Below are 16464 nucleotides of genomic sequence, written 5' to 3'. Positions count from 1 at the left end.
GACGTGGGCGGGGGTAGGAAACTGACGAGGCTGTCGGCGGGCAGTGGTTCTTCTTTGTAGCTTTACGCGCCTCACCAGCTCCTTTGCCTGTGCACATCCTCCAGCTCTGTCCGCGCGTTCCGTATCCGCCCACCGATGGCGGGGCCATTGCCATGTACGACGTAACGGCGGGCCTGAGCCGGGCGGGGCACCAGGTAACGGTGCTGGCCCTCAACACGCCCAAGCACCACCAGCCCGCCACCGTGCTCGACCACCTGGGACCCCTGGTGCGCCTGATTCCGGTGAGTGTAGACACCCGCCTCTCGCCGGTGAAAGCCCTGCGGAATCTGCTGTTCAGCGAGCTGCCTTATAACATCGAGCGTTTCGTGAGTCCGGCGGTGGTAGCGCGTTTGCAGGAGGTCTTGAGCACGGAAACCATTGATGTGATTCAGGTGGAGGGCGGCTTGGTTTCGTGGTACGTGGATACGGTGCAGCGCCTGGCGCCCGGCATTCCGGTGGTGCTGCGGGCCCATAACGTGGAGTACACCATCTGGCAGATGCTGGCCGAGCGCGAAACCAACGTGCTGAAGCGCTTCTACCTCAGTCATCTGGCCAAACGTCTGCGCCGCTTCGAGCACCGCACTCTGCCGCGTTTCGATGCTGTGGCGGCCATTACTGAGCCCGACCAACGCCGCCTGCGGGAGCTGGGCTGCCAGGAGCCGGTGGTGTTTGTGCCCGCGGGCGTCGATTTGAACCGGTTTCAGCGCGACCCCGCCATCCGGCCCAAGCCGCGCACCCTGTTTATGATTGGCTCCCTGGATTGGCTGCCCAACCAAGAAGGTGTGGACTGGCTGCTGCGTGAGGTGTGGCCCCGGGCGCATGAGCTGTATCCCGAGCTGGAGCTGCACATTGCCGGCAAGGAAACTCCGCCCCACATCCGCAACCTTAACCTGCCCGGCGTCACCATTCACGGTTTCGTGGAGTCGGCGGCTGAGTTTATGCAGCGGTACGAGGTGATGCTGGTACCCTTACTCAGCGGGGGCGGCATGCGCATCAAAATCATTGAAGGCATGGCCCTGGGCAAGTGCATTATCAGCACCGGCCTGGGTTCCGAAGGCATTCATGTGCGCGACAACTTCGACATTGTGCTCTGCGACGAGCCTTCGGAGTGGATTGACCGCCTGGGCCGCTACTACCGCGGGGAGCTGGGCCAGCAGGACATTGGCGAGGAAGCCGCCCGCACCATCGCCCGCCTCTACGACAACCGCCGGGTGGTAGAAAGCTTCCTGGATCTGTACACCATCCTGACGCCCCAACCCCGTGCTGCCACTCGTTGATGCCGGGGTTGCGGCCGTGCTCTGGGGTAGCCTGCTGCTGATAGCGCATACCTACGTGCTGTTCCCGCTGCTGCTGGCCCGCCTGGCCCGCGGCCGCAAGCAAAACCAGCAGGTGTACGGGCCCGCCGACCCGGAGCTCCCCCCCGTGGATATTCTTCTGGCTGTGTACAACGAGGAGCAGGTAATAGAGGAAAAGATTCGCTCCACCTTTGCTACCTCTTATCCGCTCGATAAGCTTACTTTTTACATCGGCTCCGACAATTCCCAGGACCAAACCAACGCCCTGATAACCCGGCTCTCCGCCGCCTACCCCCAGCTGCGGTTCCGGCCCTTTCACCAGCGCACCGGCAAGCCCGGCGTGATGGAAGCGTTGTCGGCGGAGGCTACGGCCCCGGTGCTGGTGCTGACGGATGCCAACGTGTTCTTCACCCCCGATACGCTTTACCACCTCGTCAAGCACTTCCGAAACCCGCACGTAGGGCAGGTGGGCGGCAACATCCTGAACCCCGACAGCCGCCACGCCGGCATTTCCGGCCAGGAAAAAGCCTACCTGGAGCGCGAAAACCTGCTGAAGTATCAGGAAGGCGTGGTGTGGGGCGCTATGATCGGGGCCTTTGGCGGCTGCTTTGCCGTGCGGCGGGAGTGCTACCAGCCGGCGCCAAGCTCCTTCATCGTCGATGACTTTTTCATCTCGATGGCCGTGCTGCAGGAGGGCTACCAGGCCATCAACGAGCTGGAAGCCATTTGCCACGAGGACGTATCGGATAAGCTGCCGGAGGAGTTCCGGCGCAAGGCTCGCATCTCCACCGGCAACTTCCAGAACCTGGTGGCGTTCCGGCGCCTGCTGTGGCCGCCGTGGCGGGGCGTGAGCTTTGCCTACTGGTCGCACAAGGTGCTGCGTTGGCTGACGCCCCTGCTGCTGGTGCTGATGCTGCTGAGCAACCTGGTACTGGTGCTGCGCGGTGCGGGCTGGTTTTACCAGCTCATGCTGGCCGGGCAGGTCGCGGCCCCGGCCGTGCTACTTCTGGACTCGGCCTTGCACCGCCTGAACGTGCATTTCCGGCTCCTGCGCTTCATTACCCACTTCTACAGCATGAACATGGCCCTACTGGTAGGCCTGTGGCGCTTTTTGAAAGGCGTGAAAACCACCGTTTGGGAGCCCACGCAGCGGTTTCAGCATAAAAGGTGAGGTAGGGTGATGGGGTGAGGAGGTGAATCGTGACAGGTGCCTCAGCGGGGCGGGCTAGCGGTAGCAAATAGTTGGTTAGGTAGAACAAAGCCCCTGCGGGGCGAAACCGCTCGATGAACGATTGGGCGTCGCCCCGCGGGAGCTTTGACGTGTTTTCTACCGTGAATTGCTACCGATAGGCCGCTCCTCCGGGGCTGATTCGGGCCTTTGGCTATTTTGCCACCCTATTATCCTATTTCATTTCCACTCGCCCGTTCCCTGTCACCAGCTGCCTCCTCACTTCATCACTTTTTCACCTCCTCACCCCGAAAACGTATGAAAACCCTGCGTATCGCCATTCTGGGCTGTGGCAACATGGGCATGGCCTTCGCCAAAGCCTTTCTGCACTACAACCTCGTGGCCCGCGCCGACCTGCTGCTCCTGGGCCGCCATCAGGAACACTGCCAGCGCCTGGCAACCGCTCACCCCGGCCTGCCCAGCGCCGAGCTGACGCCCACCGTGGGCACCTACGATGTGGTGCTGGTGGCCGTAAAACCCCAGGACTTTGGCAAAATAGCCGAAGGATTGCGCGCCGTGCTGCGGCCCGAGCAGGTGGTGGTGTCCATCATGGCGGGCATCCCGATTGCGCGGCTGCAGCGGGAGCTGGGGCACCAGCAGGTGCTGCGGGCCATGCCCAACACGCCGGCCCTGCTGGGCATGGGCATCACCGGGTTTTCGGCCGCGCCGGAGGTAGAGCGCAGCCGCCTGCACCAGGTAGAAAACCTACTGAACGCCACCGGGCGCTCTATTTTCCTGGAAGATGAGAGCCTGCTCGACGCCGTTACGGCCGTGAGCGGCAGCGGGCCGGCCTACTTCTACTACATTGTGCAGGCCATGATGCGGGCCGGGCAGGAGCTGGGTTTCTCCGAATCGGTGGCCGGGCTGCTGGTGAAGCAAACCATGCTGGGCGCCTACCACCTGCTCAATACCTCCGACAAAACCCCCGACGAGCTGATTGCCGCCGTGGCCTCCAAGGGCGGCACCACCGAAGCCGCCCTGCGCGAATTTCAGGCCGGCCACCTCGCCGAAACCCTGGCCGCCGGCATCAAAGCCGCCCAGCACCGCGCCACCGAGCTGGCGAAAGAGTGAGGAGGTGAATGGTGAGGAGGTGAATGGTGAGGAGGTGAATGGTAACAGGTGACAGGTAAGAGGCGTCGGCCGAATGTTTCTTGCACCCCTACGCGGTGATACATTCTGCTACCCCTTCTACGGCTGCAAACCTATGACCCACTGTGCCTCCCACGCTACCTCATCACTTCCTCACCATTTACCTCGTCACCTGTCACCTGTTACCATTCACCTGTCACCTGTCACCTGTCACCTATTACCATTCACCTCCTCACCATTCACCCAATTCACCATTTCGTAACTTCGGGCGGCCGTTGCTGGTTGTAGCAGCAGCTTCGCACCTGTTCCCGCCCGAACAACCCCGCGAAATCCCCCTCATCTGTTTTACATCCGCTATTTCATGCTGGATTCCATCGAAGAAGCCATTGCCGATATCCGCGCCGGAAAGGTAGTGGTGGTTGTGGACGACGAAGACCGTGAAAACGAAGGCGACTTTATTTGCGCCGCCCGTTGTGCCACCCCCGAAGTCATCAATTTCATGGCCACCCACGGCCGCGGCCTGGTGTGCGCCCCGCTGATTGAGCAGCGCTGCGAAGAGCTGGGCCTGGAGCTGATGGTAGGCCGCAACACGGCCCTGCACGCCACGCCCTTCACCGTTAGCATTGATTTGCTGAAGAACGGCGTAACCACCGGCATTTCGGCCTCCGACCGCTCCAAAACCATTCTGGCCCTCATCGACCCCGACACCAAGCCCGAGGAGCTGGGCAAGCCAGGCCACATCTTCCCCCTGAAAGCCCGCAAGGACGGCGTACTGCGCCGCGCTGGCCACACCGAAGCGGCTATCGACCTGGCCCGTCTCGCCGGGTTTGAGCCGGCTGGGGTGCTGGTAGAAATTCTGAAGGAAGATGGCGAAATGGCCCGCCTGCCGGAGCTGCGCGAAATTGCCGATAAGTGGAATCTGAAGCTGATTTCGGTGCAGGACCTGATTAAGTACCGCCTCGAAAAGGAAAGCCTCATTACCCGCGAAATTTCGGTGAAGCTGCCCACCGACTACGGCAACTTCGACCTGATTGCCTACACCCAGCGCAGCACCAACGCCCAGCACCTGGCCCTGGTAAAAGGCGACATCTCGGGCCCCGAGCCGGTGCTCGTGCGCGTGCATAGCTCCTGCGTAACCGGCGACATCTTCGGCAGCTGCCGCTGCGACTGTGGCCCCCAGCTGCACCGCGCCATGCAGCAGATTGAGCGCGAAGGCCGCGGGGTTATTGTGTACATGAACCAGGAAGGCCGCGGCATTGGCCTCCTGAACAAGCTGCGCGCCTACAAGCTGCAGGAGCAGGGCCGCGACACGGTAGAGGCCAACATCGAGCTGGGCTTCGGCATGGATGAGCGCGACTATGGGGTAGGAGCAGCCCTGCTGCGTGACCTGGGCATCAGCAAGATGCGCTTGCTCTCCAACAACCCGCGCAAGCGCACCGGCCTGATGGGCTACGGCCTCGAAATCGTGGAGTCGGTAGCTATTGAGGTGGAGCCCAACGAGCACAATGAGCGCTACCTCACCACCAAGCGCGACAAGCTGGGCCACACCATTCTGCACAAAGACCGCACCCCGCACCCCGATGTAACGCCCACCGCGGCGCACTAAACGGCCGTGCCGCCAGCCACCGGCTGCCTTTTCGGACTTACCCAAGTGCGGAAAGGCAGCCGTTTCTGTTTATACACCGGGCCCTGGCGGTTGCCGGTAGCTACCCCGGGCAGGCAGCGCCAAGGTGGTGTGATTATTGTAGCGAAAGACAGAAATACTACTAATTTTTCCTGCCTATACGATGATGCAAGTACTACTCCGGGGGGCTATTGGATTACTGGCAGGCACATTCGTGGTCGGCCACGCTGCGGCGCAGGGAGACACAGAGCGCAACTTTCTGGCGGGGCTGGTGGTAACCCAGCAGGGCGATACGTTGCGCGGGGCGCTGCAGCTATTTCCGCAGCTGCACACCGTAGCCGTTCGGCAGGCCGGGCAGCCCACCCATACGCTGTCGGCCCGGCACATCAGGCTGGTGGTAGCAGAACATGAGGTAGCGCGCACTCGTCAGGTAAGCCTGCAGCCCATGATAATTGATAATCGGCCCAACCGTCTGGCAAGGGAGCCTTTATCTGCCCAACAAGGTGGAGTCTGGCAGTACAGCCCACCGCAGCAGAACTTTCAGAGTGTTCATCTGGGAAGGCGGCATTATATCTCGCGGGCTGTCACAAGCTCCGTTGTGGGGAGTACCGTGCCGCAGTATGAGCTATTTGAGGTGCTGGAAAGCGGTTCTTTTATCTTGCTGCAGCAGGAAGTAGCGGAAAGCCGCGTTGTTAAAAATTATACGGGGCCAATCGGTGTCAAGCTAGAATCTGAAACCCAGTGGATACCGGAATGACGTTCCACGTATTTTCTGATTGCCCCCGACGGGGCCTTTCGGGAGCTGAAAAAACCAGTACCTGAAATAGTGGCGTGTGAACCGCGTTACCATAGCCAAATGGCCGCCGCCGCCCGTACAATTTCCAACCCGCACGCCGCCGACGTGAGGCAGTTGGTGCAAACGCTTAACTCGTTGGTTGCTGCCAGCGTTACGGCTCCGTAGCAGGGGTAGCCGCAGAATATTTCTCACTTCGCACCATGACTATACTGGGTTTGATAAGTAGAAAGGCGGGTTTCGGCCGGAAGTGGTGGGGCGGCGGCAAGCGGCTGCTGGCGGCGGCAGCGCTGCTGCTCCCGCTGGCCACCCAGGCCCAGCGGACCGGCAAAGGCTTTACGCAGCAGTTTGACCGCGCCACCGTGCTGCTGAGTACCGGCGACACCATTGCCGGGCCGCTGGCGCTGCACCGCTCCGAGGAAACGCTGACCATGACCCTGCCCGATAACACCGTTCGTACCCTGCCCGCGGTTAGTGTGCAGAGCTTTGCCGTGCAGGGCGAGCGGTATGACCGGAGTCGGGAGCGGTACTACTACGACGACTTTTACTCCATGCGCCAGGGCTATTACTACGGCAACCCCTACTTCAACACCCTGCCGCGTCCGCAGCGCCGCGAGCGGCCCGATACGGCGCTGGTGCGCGTGTTCCGGACCTACCGCTGGAACCGCGACAATGAGTACAGCGACTTCCGGGCCCCGGGCTTTTTCGAGCAGCTCAGCGGCGGCCCCATTATTCTGCTGCGCCGCGAAGGCCTGGTGGAGCGCCCCATTACCTACAACGGCCCGTATGGCCCCTACGGCTATGGCGGCGGCATGCCCGGGCGCACGATGGGCTACTACACCGATGTAAAAGACAACTTCTTCCTGGGCCTGCCCAACGGCAATGTGCTGAGTCTGCGCAACCCCAAGAAGGACCTGCTCAACTACTTCCGCACCCACGCGCGCCAGATTGAGCAGTACGCCAAGGAAAACAAGCTCAGCTACACTGAAGCCCGCGAATTGGCTTATCTGGTGAACTACGCCAATTCTCTGGAGAAGAAGTAAGCCCGCCCCAACGCCAAAGGCGTCGGGGCAGTTAGCTACCTGCGTGCCGGCACCCATCCGGTGGGGTTTGACTGGCAGCCGGGGGTAGGCGAAAGCTGCGCTGAAGGCGCGGACGTCAACCGGCCGGACGCCTCCGGTGTCGGACCGGGCGGGCAGATTATAGCACCCGCAGCACGGGGTAGCGCAGGTGGCTCGGCTCGTAGTGCTCCGACTGGCGGTACACCCAATCGAGCTGGGCCTGGGCGCTGGCGGCGAAGGCGGGCTCAGCTTTCTTCTTGGCTTCTAGCTGGGCGCGCAGCTCGGGTTTCTGGCGTAACAGATTGGCGGCTATGTCCTCAAAAACGTAGTCGGAAAAGTGCTCTTTCTGCTGCAGAATGCTGTCAAAGAAGCCCCAGGCGAAAAAGGAGTCGGTAGCCTGGGGTTCCAGGGTTTCGATGAGGTAGCGGGCGGCGGGCTGGCTGAGCGTTACCACGTAGTCGCCGCGCAGGAAAGCAAGGCTTTGGCGCACGGGGCGCACCTGTACCTGCGAGTGGAGGTAATGGCCTTCGTAGGGGCGGGGGCTGGTTTTGTAATCCTGAATGTAGTACACCTCCCCGCTGATGGTGGTATCAGCCGGGAGCTGCCGCAGCTGCACCCCGGAGAGGCCCAGGCGGTCCACTACCTCGCCCCAGGCCTGGGGCACCACGTAGGCCCGGGGCCGCTGCACGGTTACGGTGGGGCGGAAGGTGTTGTAGTACAGAATTGATTTGGTATAAGGTGCCTTTCGGTCGTAGGAGAGGCGGGGCCGGCCGCTTACCTCGCTGGGCTTGGTTTTGCCCTCAAACCCCCGGAAGGTGAAGCGCTCCGCCTGGGTAGTATCGAGGCGCCAGCCCAGGGCAAATTGCTGCTGGGCGCGGGTTTGCTCGGCGGCCGTGGCGCGGGCCTGGGCAATGGCGGCAGCATCCTGATGCACGGTTTTAATCAGCAGATCCAGGAAGTCGTAGGTGGCTTTTACGCGGGGCGTGTAGGCCTTCAGCATGTGGGTTTCCGTCACGAACCCGATGGTGTTGAACAAGGTAGTGTAGCCGGTGGAGTAGCGCGGCGTTTCCAGAAAGCCCACCAGGCCGCGGGCATCGGGGGTGCGGCCCTCAAAATCGACGTAGGGCGTCAGATACCACTTCTTCTGGTCCATGCCCCCGTACAGGGAGGGTAGCAGCTTCTGCTGCAGGTACTGGCTCAGGGCCGGGTGCAGCTTGTCTTTCTGCGTGGCAATGAGGGTCATGGTGTACTGGTAGTCGGCCCCGTTGGAGGTGTGGGTGTCCACGTAGATATCGGGCTGCCAGCGCTGAAACAGCTGGGCAAAGGAGCGGGCGTTGCGCGAGTCCTGCTTGATGTAGTCCCGGTTCAGGTCGAGGTTGCGGGCGTTGCCCCGGAAGCCGTAGCTCTCGGGGCCGTTCTGGTTGGTGCGGGTGGTGGAATTACGGTTCAGGGAGCCATCCACGTTGTATATCGGGATGAACACGAGCACCACATCGGCCAGCTGGCGGCGCAGCTCTTTTTTCTGCACGTAGTCGCGGGCCAGCATCATACTGGCATCAATGCCCTCCGGCTCGCCCGGGTGAATGCCGTTCTGAATAAACACCACCCGCTTGCCCTTACCGCGCAGGGAAGCCGGCTCGAAGTCGCCATCCAACGACACGACCACCTCGTGCAGGGGCCGGCCGCTATCGGTGCTACCCACCTCTCGCAGCTGAATCTCAGGGTAGGCCGCGTCGAGCTGCTGGTAGTAGCTGATGCACTCGGCGTGGGTGGTCGTGGTGTTGCCGTTGCCTTTCTCGAAAGGGGTTCGCCAGTCGGTGGGGGGTAGGGCGGGGCCAGTCAGCAGAAAAGAGGAAAGGAGCAGTGCGAGCATAAGGCAGGAAGAGGAGAAGCGAATATCTAAGGTGCAAATAGCCTAAAAACGCGGCATCCTGCGCACAGCTCCTGACTTTTTCACTACCTGGCAGGCCGCCGCCGCACCGTTGTGTGCTATAATTCATCGGGACAGAGGGCGGATGAATCCCCCTACATCCGACTATACCACCACCTCTTTACCCAAGACCAGGCCTGGGGCTACTTCCCCGGTAGTTGGAGCGGACGGCCGATTTATTTTACCGGACCTTTCGGGGCGTTCATCTCGCGGGTCATATTGGTTGTGTTTTCCAGATAGGTTTCCAGTGGTTCCAGGCCAACAGCGGCTCTACGCTTATTGACGCGGGCGGGCTTACGCAGAGGCCTCGCTACGGCTCGTATCGTTGGGCCAGCACCCTCGTAGAGAACCTGGGTGCCATACTCTCCGAGGTGCCCCGTATTAAGCGCGACCCGGTCCGTCAGATAGGCATAATTAACCGGATTGGCGTTTTTGCGTTTTACTTCCGGCTTCATCAACCTGAGCACCTGCCGTTGAAAGTTGGGGTACGCATCAGCGTGCTGCACCAACAGCCAAAAATTGGTAGCGCTTTGTTCGCCTACCTGCCGGAAGCCAGGATAGCCGTACTGGCGCACAATTTTTTCCAGAATGGGCTGGTGGCGAGCATAGTTTTCTTTCTCAACCTCCTCCAGATTGCGGCCGGCACTGTCGGGCTGCTGCTGAAACATCCGCTGCATGGGCCACTGGTCCACGTACGCCAGGCTGTCAAGTGTCTTGCTTAACTGGGGAAACAGCACGGCTGGCGGCGTCCGTTGGGCCGTGGCATCCGTACGCCCGACCATTGCTATGAGCATAAGCAATAAGCACAGCTTAAAGAGGCGTGGCTTCACGTAGGCTGGAGCCTGAAGCAGGAAAATCTGGGCGGGTAGGGGGAGGCGTGCCGAAAGAATACTGATTAGGTATCGCATGGATAGGGGTATGAGTGGTGATTTGCCGATACAAAGCAAGCTTCCGCCTATGTAAACCCCTGTTAACTAGTGTTAACTAGTGTTAAATGCCCTGGTTGGCATACAGCAGGTTGTATGTTTGTGTATGCCCATTGCCTGTCCATGAAATCCCGCGCCTTTCTTCTTCCCTGGCTCTTAGCCGGTTGCCTGCTGGGCATGAACGGATTTCAGGCCTATTGGCTGGTCAGCACGTACCGACTCACCCGCCTGCAGTTTGACCGGGAGCTGCACCAGGCCGTAGTGGCGGCGGTGCAGCAGCAACTGCTGGCCGACGTGTGGGCTCCGCAAACGCCTCGCTTCAACCTGCATCTGGCAGGCACCAGTGTTTCCCGCATTAGCCCACGCCGCCGTCTCATGCAAGCGTCAACGGTCACTATTCAGCCCGGAGCCGGCGCTCCGCAGGATACTCAAACGAGCAGACGTAACCCTAGCCATATCATCTTAGACGACTGGAGCAGCGGTACCCACGTGGGCCTAGCTGGCTTAACGCATGCTTACCGGCAGCAACTCCACCAGCGCGGCATTGATTCGGCAGCGGCCGGGCTCGATACCTTTTCGCTGCGGCGCAGGCCGAGGGCATCTGTGCTAACTACCCAACCACCTCTGCTGACGGCTCACCACCCGCCACCAGTACTGCTGAGCCCGGCGTATGGCCTCTACGCGCAGGCCCGCCCGTTGCCGCCTACCTCGTACCTCTGGCAGCGGTTGGGCGGTTTGCTTGGTGGCTCCCTGCTTCTGCTCGTGCTAACCGGCAGTTGCTTCGTGCTGGTATGGCACACGCTGCGCGCTCAGCGCAAGCTGGTGGAGGTCAAAAATGACTTTATCAATAACATGACGCACGAGTTAAAAACGCCGCTGGCAACCGTGACGGCGGCCGTTGAAACCCTCGCGCGCTTCGGCTTGCAGGCCGACCCGCCAAAAGCCCGGACCTACCTGCACATTGCCCGCACCGAGCTGCGACGCCTCGCCGACTTAGTCGATAAAGTCCTGACTATCGCCACGGAAGAGCAGGCCCACCTGGTGTTGCATCCGGAAGCAGTACGACCAGCCGAGTTGGTACAGGCAGCCGTGTGCCGGCACCAGCTACAAGCCGACAAGCCAGTGCATTTTCAGCTCGAAATGGCCCCAGACGAGGTGATACGGGCCGACCGTTTCCATCTGGAAGGCGCGATTAACAACTTGCTCGATAACGCTATTAAGTATTCCAAGGAATCTGTATCCATCCAGGTAAGTAGCCGTCGTACGGCCGGCGGCTGGCAACTGACGGTGCAGGATGATGGCATCGGGATTGCCGGCAGTGACCAGGCGGCGGTGTTTGACCGCTTTTTTCGCGTGCCAACGGGCAACCTGCATTCGGTGAAAGGGTTCGGGCTGGGGCTCTATTATGTGCGCCAGGTGGCGGAACGCCACGGCGGCCACGTTACGCTGCGCAGCGAGCTGGGGCAGGGCAGCGCCTTTAGTTTGTGGCTGCCGGCCGCGTAGAGGGTAAGAAAAATAAATGTCGGCAACAGGGTACCCATCTAGTAATAAGTGAAAGATGCCAACCATTCTCCTGGTCGAAGACGAACTGTCCCTGGCTTTTATCGTGCAGGATAACCTGGAGTCGCGCGGGTTCCGGGTAGTTCATGCGGCAGATGGGTACGCCGGGCTTGCTCTGTTTCGGCAAGCAAAGCCCGACCTCGTGGTGGCCGATGTGATGATGCCCCGCCTGGATGGCTTTGCCCTGGCCGAGCAGTTGCGGCGCGAACATGGCACGGTGCCCATTATTTTCCTCACGGCCCGTGGGCAGACAGCCGATGTCGTACGCGGCTTCGAAATTGGTGGCAGCGACTACGTTCGCAAGCCCTTCAGCATCGAGGAGTTGGTGGTTCGCATTCAGGCCCGGTTACAATCGAGCAACCAACCACTTATGGCGCCTGCCCTGCTGCGCATTGGGCAGTACGAGTTCGATTATCCGCACCAGCGTTTATCTCGCCCGGGGCACACGCAGGAGCTGACCCATCGCGAAGCGGAAGTGCTGTATCACTTGTATACGCAACGCAACCAGGTGCTCGAGCGCCGGACCGTGCTGCAAGCCTTGTGGGGCGATGACACGTATTTCAACGGCCGTAGCCTCGATGTGTACATCACGCGGTTACGCCGCTACCTGATGGCCGACGAGCAGGTGCACATTGTAAACGTGCGCGGCATCGGCTACAAGTTGATGCTTTGAACGGTTGCGGCCCATGTTCCCTTTTTATGCTAGGCTTTAGTATAAGCGGCGCGGGGCCGGGAAAAGCAACTGATCCACGCTGTACTTGCCGGGCCCGGCAAAGGCCAGCCCCAGAAACAGGAATGCCGCTTCCAGAGCGTGTGAATACGTGTTGAAGTCGTGGCCGCTGCCCAGGTGCATAATCGTGGCCATCACCATGGTGCCGAGCAGCAAAACGCAGGCTACCCGAAAAAACAGGCCGATGGCAATTAATTGTCCGCCCACGGCCTCGGCCGCCGCCGCCAGAAAACCCCAAAAGGCCGGGGCAACATTCAGCCCCACCAGCTTCATGGCGCCGCCTAGCTGAGCCCAGGCTTCGGGGCCACCCGTAAGCTTGGGGTAGCCATGGATGGTAAACATAACGCCAATCCCGACGCGCAAGGCCAACAAGCCAAAATCGTGGGTGCGGTAGCGGTTCTCAAACAGGGCCATAGGCAGAGGCGAAGGCGGGCCGGCAAGTTCAACGGTAGAAATGTAAGCTACTAAATCCGGCGTTGCCAAAGTACAATATTTGCGTCGGAATGCAACTCCTGCGTTCAAACGCCTACTGGTAAAGTAATACCCCCGTGATGCGGGCGGCGGGCGGAATTTCGGCGGAGCTGATTTGCTGGGGCTGTTTATTGGGCAAAGACTTCGGATCAATAAGCCAGGCCATCTGCACCTCGCCCGACACCGCCGCGAATCCGGCTGGCGTGTCGCGCACCTTGGTCAGGCCCAGATTCTGGCGCGCGGCTCCGAAGGGAGAGCCAACCCCGATGCCTTCGGCCGTGCGGTACTGCGGGTCATAGATACGGATGCGGCGCAGGCGAAACCCCTGGGCAGAGTCGCCGATGAGGTGCAGCACAGTGGGCGGCGCGTCGGGACGCTGGGCGTCGCGCATCTCGTAGGCCGGTAGGGTTTGGCCGCGGTCCTGGTAAGTGGTAGCGCGGAGCAGGTGGGCGGGTACTACTGCCTTAATGCGGTCTTCGCGCATGCCCAGGCGCAAGCGGCCGGCCCGGCCCGGGCTAAGCAGGTGCAGCGAATCGGGGGTAGGAGCGCCGGCAGTGGTAGCCGGCGCGCTGGCTTGCTGCGCTACTGCCGCTGCCCCGGGCGAAGCCGCGGCGGTAGTGCCAGCCGCAGGGGTAAACGGCGGCGTACCTGGGTCGGTGGCGTTGCGGGTGGTCGTGGCGGAGTCGCAGCTTAGGAGGGTGGTTGCTAAAATATTGAATACCAGCGCTATGCTCAGGAGGGAAAAGCGGTGTTGCATGCGGGCTATACGCAGCCGCCGGCCCGGGCGTTGAAAACCTGGTGTGGCCGTAGGGCGTTAGCAAGGCGTAGGCAAGCGCCCGCGCCCGGCGGCGCCTTGCTTACCTTTGCCGACCTTTTCACTTCTTCAACCTAGTTGCCCGTGCCTGCTGAAGCCCGCAAACCGCTTATTCTGATTTCCAACGACGACGGCATCACGGCCCCCGGCATTGCCACGCTCGTGCGCGTTATGCGCCGCCTGGGCGAGGTGGTAGTGGTAGCGCCCAACTCGCCCCAGTCAGGGATGGGCCACGCCATCACCATCGGTTCGTCCTTGCGCCTTGACCCCAGCACCATTTTCGACGGGATTGAAGCCTACGAGTGCAGCGGCACGCCCGCCGACTGCGTGAAGCTGGCCAAGCACCATGTGCTGAAGGACCGCCGGCCCGATCTGGTAGTGTCGGGCATCAATCACGGCTCCAACTCTTCCGTGAATGTGTTGTACTCGGGCACCATGTCGGCGGCCATTGAAGCGGCCATTGAGGGGCTGCCGGCCATTGGCTTTTCCCTGTGCGATTATGGCCACGGCGCCGATTTTTCGCACGTGGAAGAGTGGGTAGAACGCCTCGCGCGCCAGGCCCTGGAGCACGGCATTCCGCCGGGCACGGCCCTGAATATCAACATCCCTAAGAAGTCGGCCGAGCCCATTGCCGGCGCCCGCCTGTGCCGCCAGGCCCGCGCCAAGTGGCAGGAGGAGTTCGACCTGCGCTACGACCCCTACAACCGGCCCTACTACTGGCTGCTGGGCAACTTCGTCAACGAAGACCAAGGTCAGGATACGGATGAGTATGCCCTGGCCCACAACTACATATCCATTGTACCCTGCCAGTTTGACCTCACGGCCCTGCACGCCCTGCGCGAGATGAGTACTTCCTGGCAGCTCAGCCCTACCCCCACGGGACAGGGCGCCCCGGCCCCGGCCCTGGGTAGTGCCCAGCCCGCCCCCGGCGAGTCGGCGGAGGGGCTCGGGTAGCGGGTTAGCCCAATACCTGCCGCAACGCCTTCAGAAAGTTGTAGCAGCAGTCCTGTAAAACAGCAAGCCCCAGCCGCTGACGGTTGGGGCTTGCTGTTTTACAGGACTGCTGCCACTCGCGGAGCGTGGTGCATAGGCATATCCGGCACCGCTGCCGCCGGTCGGAATGCTGCTAAAAGTCGCTTTTTCATACTGCGCACGCCCACCAATGCCACCCCAGGCCAGGGCCGGCCGCAGGAAGGCTGAGTGAGCCCCGGCTAGCGGGAGCCGTGACGGACCACGGTGGTTTTGCGCAGGCTGGAGGCCTTTTTAACGGTGTTCGGTTTGGTCACGGTTTGCGTGCGGGTAGCAGTGTGAGTGTTACCGCTGGGCGTGGCTACGCTGTGGGTGCGCGTTGTAGTGCGCGACGACTGCGTGGGGGTAGTGGCAGTGCGGGTGGTCGTGGTTTTTTGCTGCACGGCCTGGGCCTGGGCGCCAGAGGCAAGTACCAACAGGGTGAGCAGGGTGGGAAGGCATTTCATGGGTAGGAACAGATATAGGCGTGGAAACTACCCCTTCTACGCACCTCACGCCCTGCGGATGTGCTTTCGGCGGCCTTACGGAAACTGCAACTGCAACGTGGTGCCCTGGCCTACCTCTGGTGCCACCGTCAGCCCGATTTTATGAAACTCGGCAATGGTTTTGGCAATGGGCAGGCCCAGCCCGTAGCCCTCGGGGGCCGCGGCCCCGGCCTGAAACCGCCGGAACCGGTCGAAGAGGTGGGGGAGGTGCTCGGGGGCAATGCCAGGGCCCGTATCCGTTACGCGCAGTACATAGCCGCCCTGGGGCCCGGGCCGGCCCTGCACCCTGATGCTGCCGCCCCAGCAGTTGTACTCAATGGCGTTGCTGCTGAGGTTGAACAGCAGGGTAAACACCAGCGTGCGGTTGGCCTGGGGCAGCACGTAGTCGGGGCGCAGGTCCTGCTGCAGCTGCAGCTCCCGCTGGGCCAGGCGGTCCTCCAACTCAGCGGCTATCTCGGCCAGCACGGCCGCCACCGATACGGCGTCCTCGCGCAGGTACTGCTCGTTTTCAATGTTGGCGATGAGCAGTAGCGTCTTGACCGTATTACGCAGCCGGTAGAGGGTTTTCTGCGACTCCACAATTTTCAGGGAATGGGCGTGGCCCAGGGTGGAATCCTGGAGCATGTTCTCGAACCTGGACTGCAGGATGCTGACCGGCGTGAGCAGCTCGTGCGACACGTTCGACATAAACTCCCGCTCCTTCTCAAACGCCGACTGAATCTTGCTCATCATCGCGCTGAGGCTGTCATCGAGGCGGCGGAAATCGGTGGTGTCCGTGTCGAGGGGGGCGTAGGAATAGGCCGAGGGGTGGTGCACGCCGCGGAGCTTGCGCCGGATCAGCTGCCGCAGGGGCCGGAGCAGGTAGTGGGCAAAGGCCGCATCCGTCACGATGGTCAGGGCGGCCCCAATCACCAGCATCCACAGGGCCATGCGCCGCAGCGTATCGGTGAGCAGCTCCACAGTAGCCAGCGAGGAACCGATTTCCAGCCGGTAGTGACGGCCGGCCTCGGTAAACTGCTCGCTCAGAATGCGAAAGTCCTCCGTTTCGTTATCAACCCGCCGCCGCTCGTTGAAGATGCGCGGACGGTGGGCCGTTGGAGCGGCAGAGGCGGGTAGGGGCGTGAGGGTAATGTACTCCTGCTTCAGAATGTTGTAGTCGGCGTAGGCCTCGCCCTGCACGAAGGCCGAAATGCCGCTGCGGTGAATCAGCTGTACCACCTCCGCCTGCATTTCCCGCAGGCGCTGATCGGTGTGGAGTACCGCTACCCGACTGACAATGGGCGGAATTACCACCGCTCCCAGTAGCACCAGCAGTAGCTTCGACAGCGCATTGAACAGGGCCAGCTTGGCTTCCAGGCGCATAGGAGAGAGTAGTTGAGTAGCGGAGTAA

15 protein-coding genes are annotated in these 16464 nt (G+C 61.5%); 9 read left to right on the top strand and 6 right to left on the bottom strand.

Annotated features, from left to right (window positions below):
* Positions 1-89: 89 nt before the first annotated feature.
* From GGU46_RS13860 to GGU46_RS13835, 6 genes are all read left to right on the top strand, one after another.
* Positions 90-1316: a glycosyltransferase family 4 protein gene (locus tag GGU46_RS13860; protein WP_183404124.1), complete on the top strand. Its 1227-nt coding sequence runs from the start codon at positions 90-92 to the stop codon at positions 1314-1316.
* Entirely contained in the window at positions 1300-2505 is a 1206-nt protein-coding gene (locus tag GGU46_RS13855) for a glycosyltransferase (RefSeq protein ID WP_183404122.1), read from the top strand. Before GGU46_RS13860 ends, GGU46_RS13855 begins: the two co-directional genes overlap by 17 nt.
* 324 nt (positions 2506-2829) lie before the next feature.
* Positions 2830-3633 (top strand): pyrroline-5-carboxylate reductase, encoded by an 804-nt coding sequence (proC, locus tag GGU46_RS13850; RefSeq protein WP_183404295.1) that lies wholly within the window; start codon positions 2830-2832, stop codon positions 3631-3633.
* Positions 3634-4012: 379 nt separating this feature from the next.
* Positions 4013-5257, top strand: a complete 1245-nt coding sequence (locus GGU46_RS13845) for a bifunctional 3,4-dihydroxy-2-butanone-4-phosphate synthase/GTP cyclohydrolase II (RefSeq protein ID WP_183404120.1) — start codon at positions 4013-4015, stop codon at positions 5255-5257.
* Positions 5258-5438: 181 nt separating this feature from the next.
* Complete coding sequence (locus GGU46_RS13840; protein ID WP_183404119.1) at positions 5439-6032, top strand: hypothetical protein; 594 nt, start codon at positions 5439-5441, stop codon at positions 6030-6032.
* A gap of 239 nt (positions 6033-6271) precedes the next feature.
* Positions 6272-7111, top strand: coding sequence for a hypothetical protein (locus tag GGU46_RS13835; RefSeq protein ID WP_183404118.1), 840 nt, complete (start codon positions 6272-6274; stop codon positions 7109-7111).
* Between the two features lie 157 nt (positions 7112-7268).
* Here the strand turns inward: GGU46_RS13835 and GGU46_RS13830 are convergent, their stop codons facing one another.
* Both GGU46_RS13830 and GGU46_RS13825 read right to left on the bottom strand, forming a co-directional pair.
* The gene (locus GGU46_RS13830; protein WP_183404117.1) at positions 7269-9002 is read right to left on the bottom strand and encodes a M14 family metallopeptidase; all 1734 of its coding nucleotides are present in this window, start codon (positions 9000-9002) and stop codon (positions 7269-7271) included.
* A 233-nt stretch (positions 9003-9235) separates the two neighbouring features.
* Entirely contained in the window at positions 9236-9853 is a 618-nt protein-coding gene (locus GGU46_RS13825; RefSeq protein WP_183404116.1) for a DUF6624 domain-containing protein, read from the bottom strand.
* A gap of 309 nt (positions 9854-10162) precedes the next feature.
* Here GGU46_RS13825 and GGU46_RS13820 point away from each other — a divergent pair, with 309 nt between their 5' ends.
* Together GGU46_RS13820 and GGU46_RS13815 are read left to right on the top strand one after the other, a co-directional pair.
* Entirely contained in the window at positions 10163-11488 is a 1326-nt protein-coding gene (locus GGU46_RS13820; protein WP_183404115.1) for a sensor histidine kinase, read from the top strand.
* Between the two features lie 55 nt (positions 11489-11543).
* Entirely contained in the window at positions 11544-12218 is a 675-nt protein-coding gene (locus GGU46_RS13815; protein WP_183404114.1) for a response regulator transcription factor, read from the top strand.
* A 36-nt stretch (positions 12219-12254) separates the two neighbouring features.
* Here GGU46_RS13815 and GGU46_RS13810 read toward each other — a convergent pair whose 3' ends face one another.
* Positions 12255-12689, bottom strand: coding sequence for a DoxX family protein (locus GGU46_RS13810; RefSeq protein ID WP_183404112.1), 435 nt, complete (start codon positions 12687-12689; stop codon positions 12255-12257).
* A 112-nt stretch (positions 12690-12801) separates the two neighbouring features.
* Positions 12802-13503, bottom strand: coding sequence for a hypothetical protein (locus GGU46_RS13805; RefSeq protein ID WP_183404110.1), 702 nt, complete (start codon positions 13501-13503; stop codon positions 12802-12804).
* A 135-nt stretch (positions 13504-13638) separates the two neighbouring features.
* Between GGU46_RS13805 and surE the strand changes: the two genes are divergently transcribed.
* Positions 13639-14514: a 5'/3'-nucleotidase SurE gene (surE, locus tag GGU46_RS13800; protein WP_183404109.1), complete on the top strand. Its 876-nt coding sequence runs from the start codon at positions 13639-13641 to the stop codon at positions 14512-14514.
* A 257-nt stretch (positions 14515-14771) separates the two neighbouring features.
* Here the strand turns inward: surE and GGU46_RS13795 are convergent, their stop codons facing one another.
* Together GGU46_RS13795 and GGU46_RS13790 are read right to left on the bottom strand one after the other, a co-directional pair.
* Positions 14772-15035, bottom strand: a complete 264-nt coding sequence (locus GGU46_RS13795; protein WP_183404107.1) for a hypothetical protein — start codon at positions 15033-15035, stop codon at positions 14772-14774.
* Between the two features lie 75 nt (positions 15036-15110).
* Positions 15111-16436: a sensor histidine kinase gene (locus GGU46_RS13790; protein ID WP_183404105.1), complete on the bottom strand. Its 1326-nt coding sequence runs from the start codon at positions 16434-16436 to the stop codon at positions 15111-15113.
* Positions 16437-16464 lie beyond the last annotated feature (28 nt).

The organism is Hymenobacter latericoloratus (assembly GCF_014199535.1).
Taxonomy (GTDB): Bacteria; Bacteroidota; Bacteroidia; order Cytophagales; family Hymenobacteraceae; genus Hymenobacter; species Hymenobacter latericoloratus.
The sequence above is the reverse complement of the archived record's forward strand: the minus strand, read 5'-3'. Positions and strand labels throughout refer to the sequence as shown.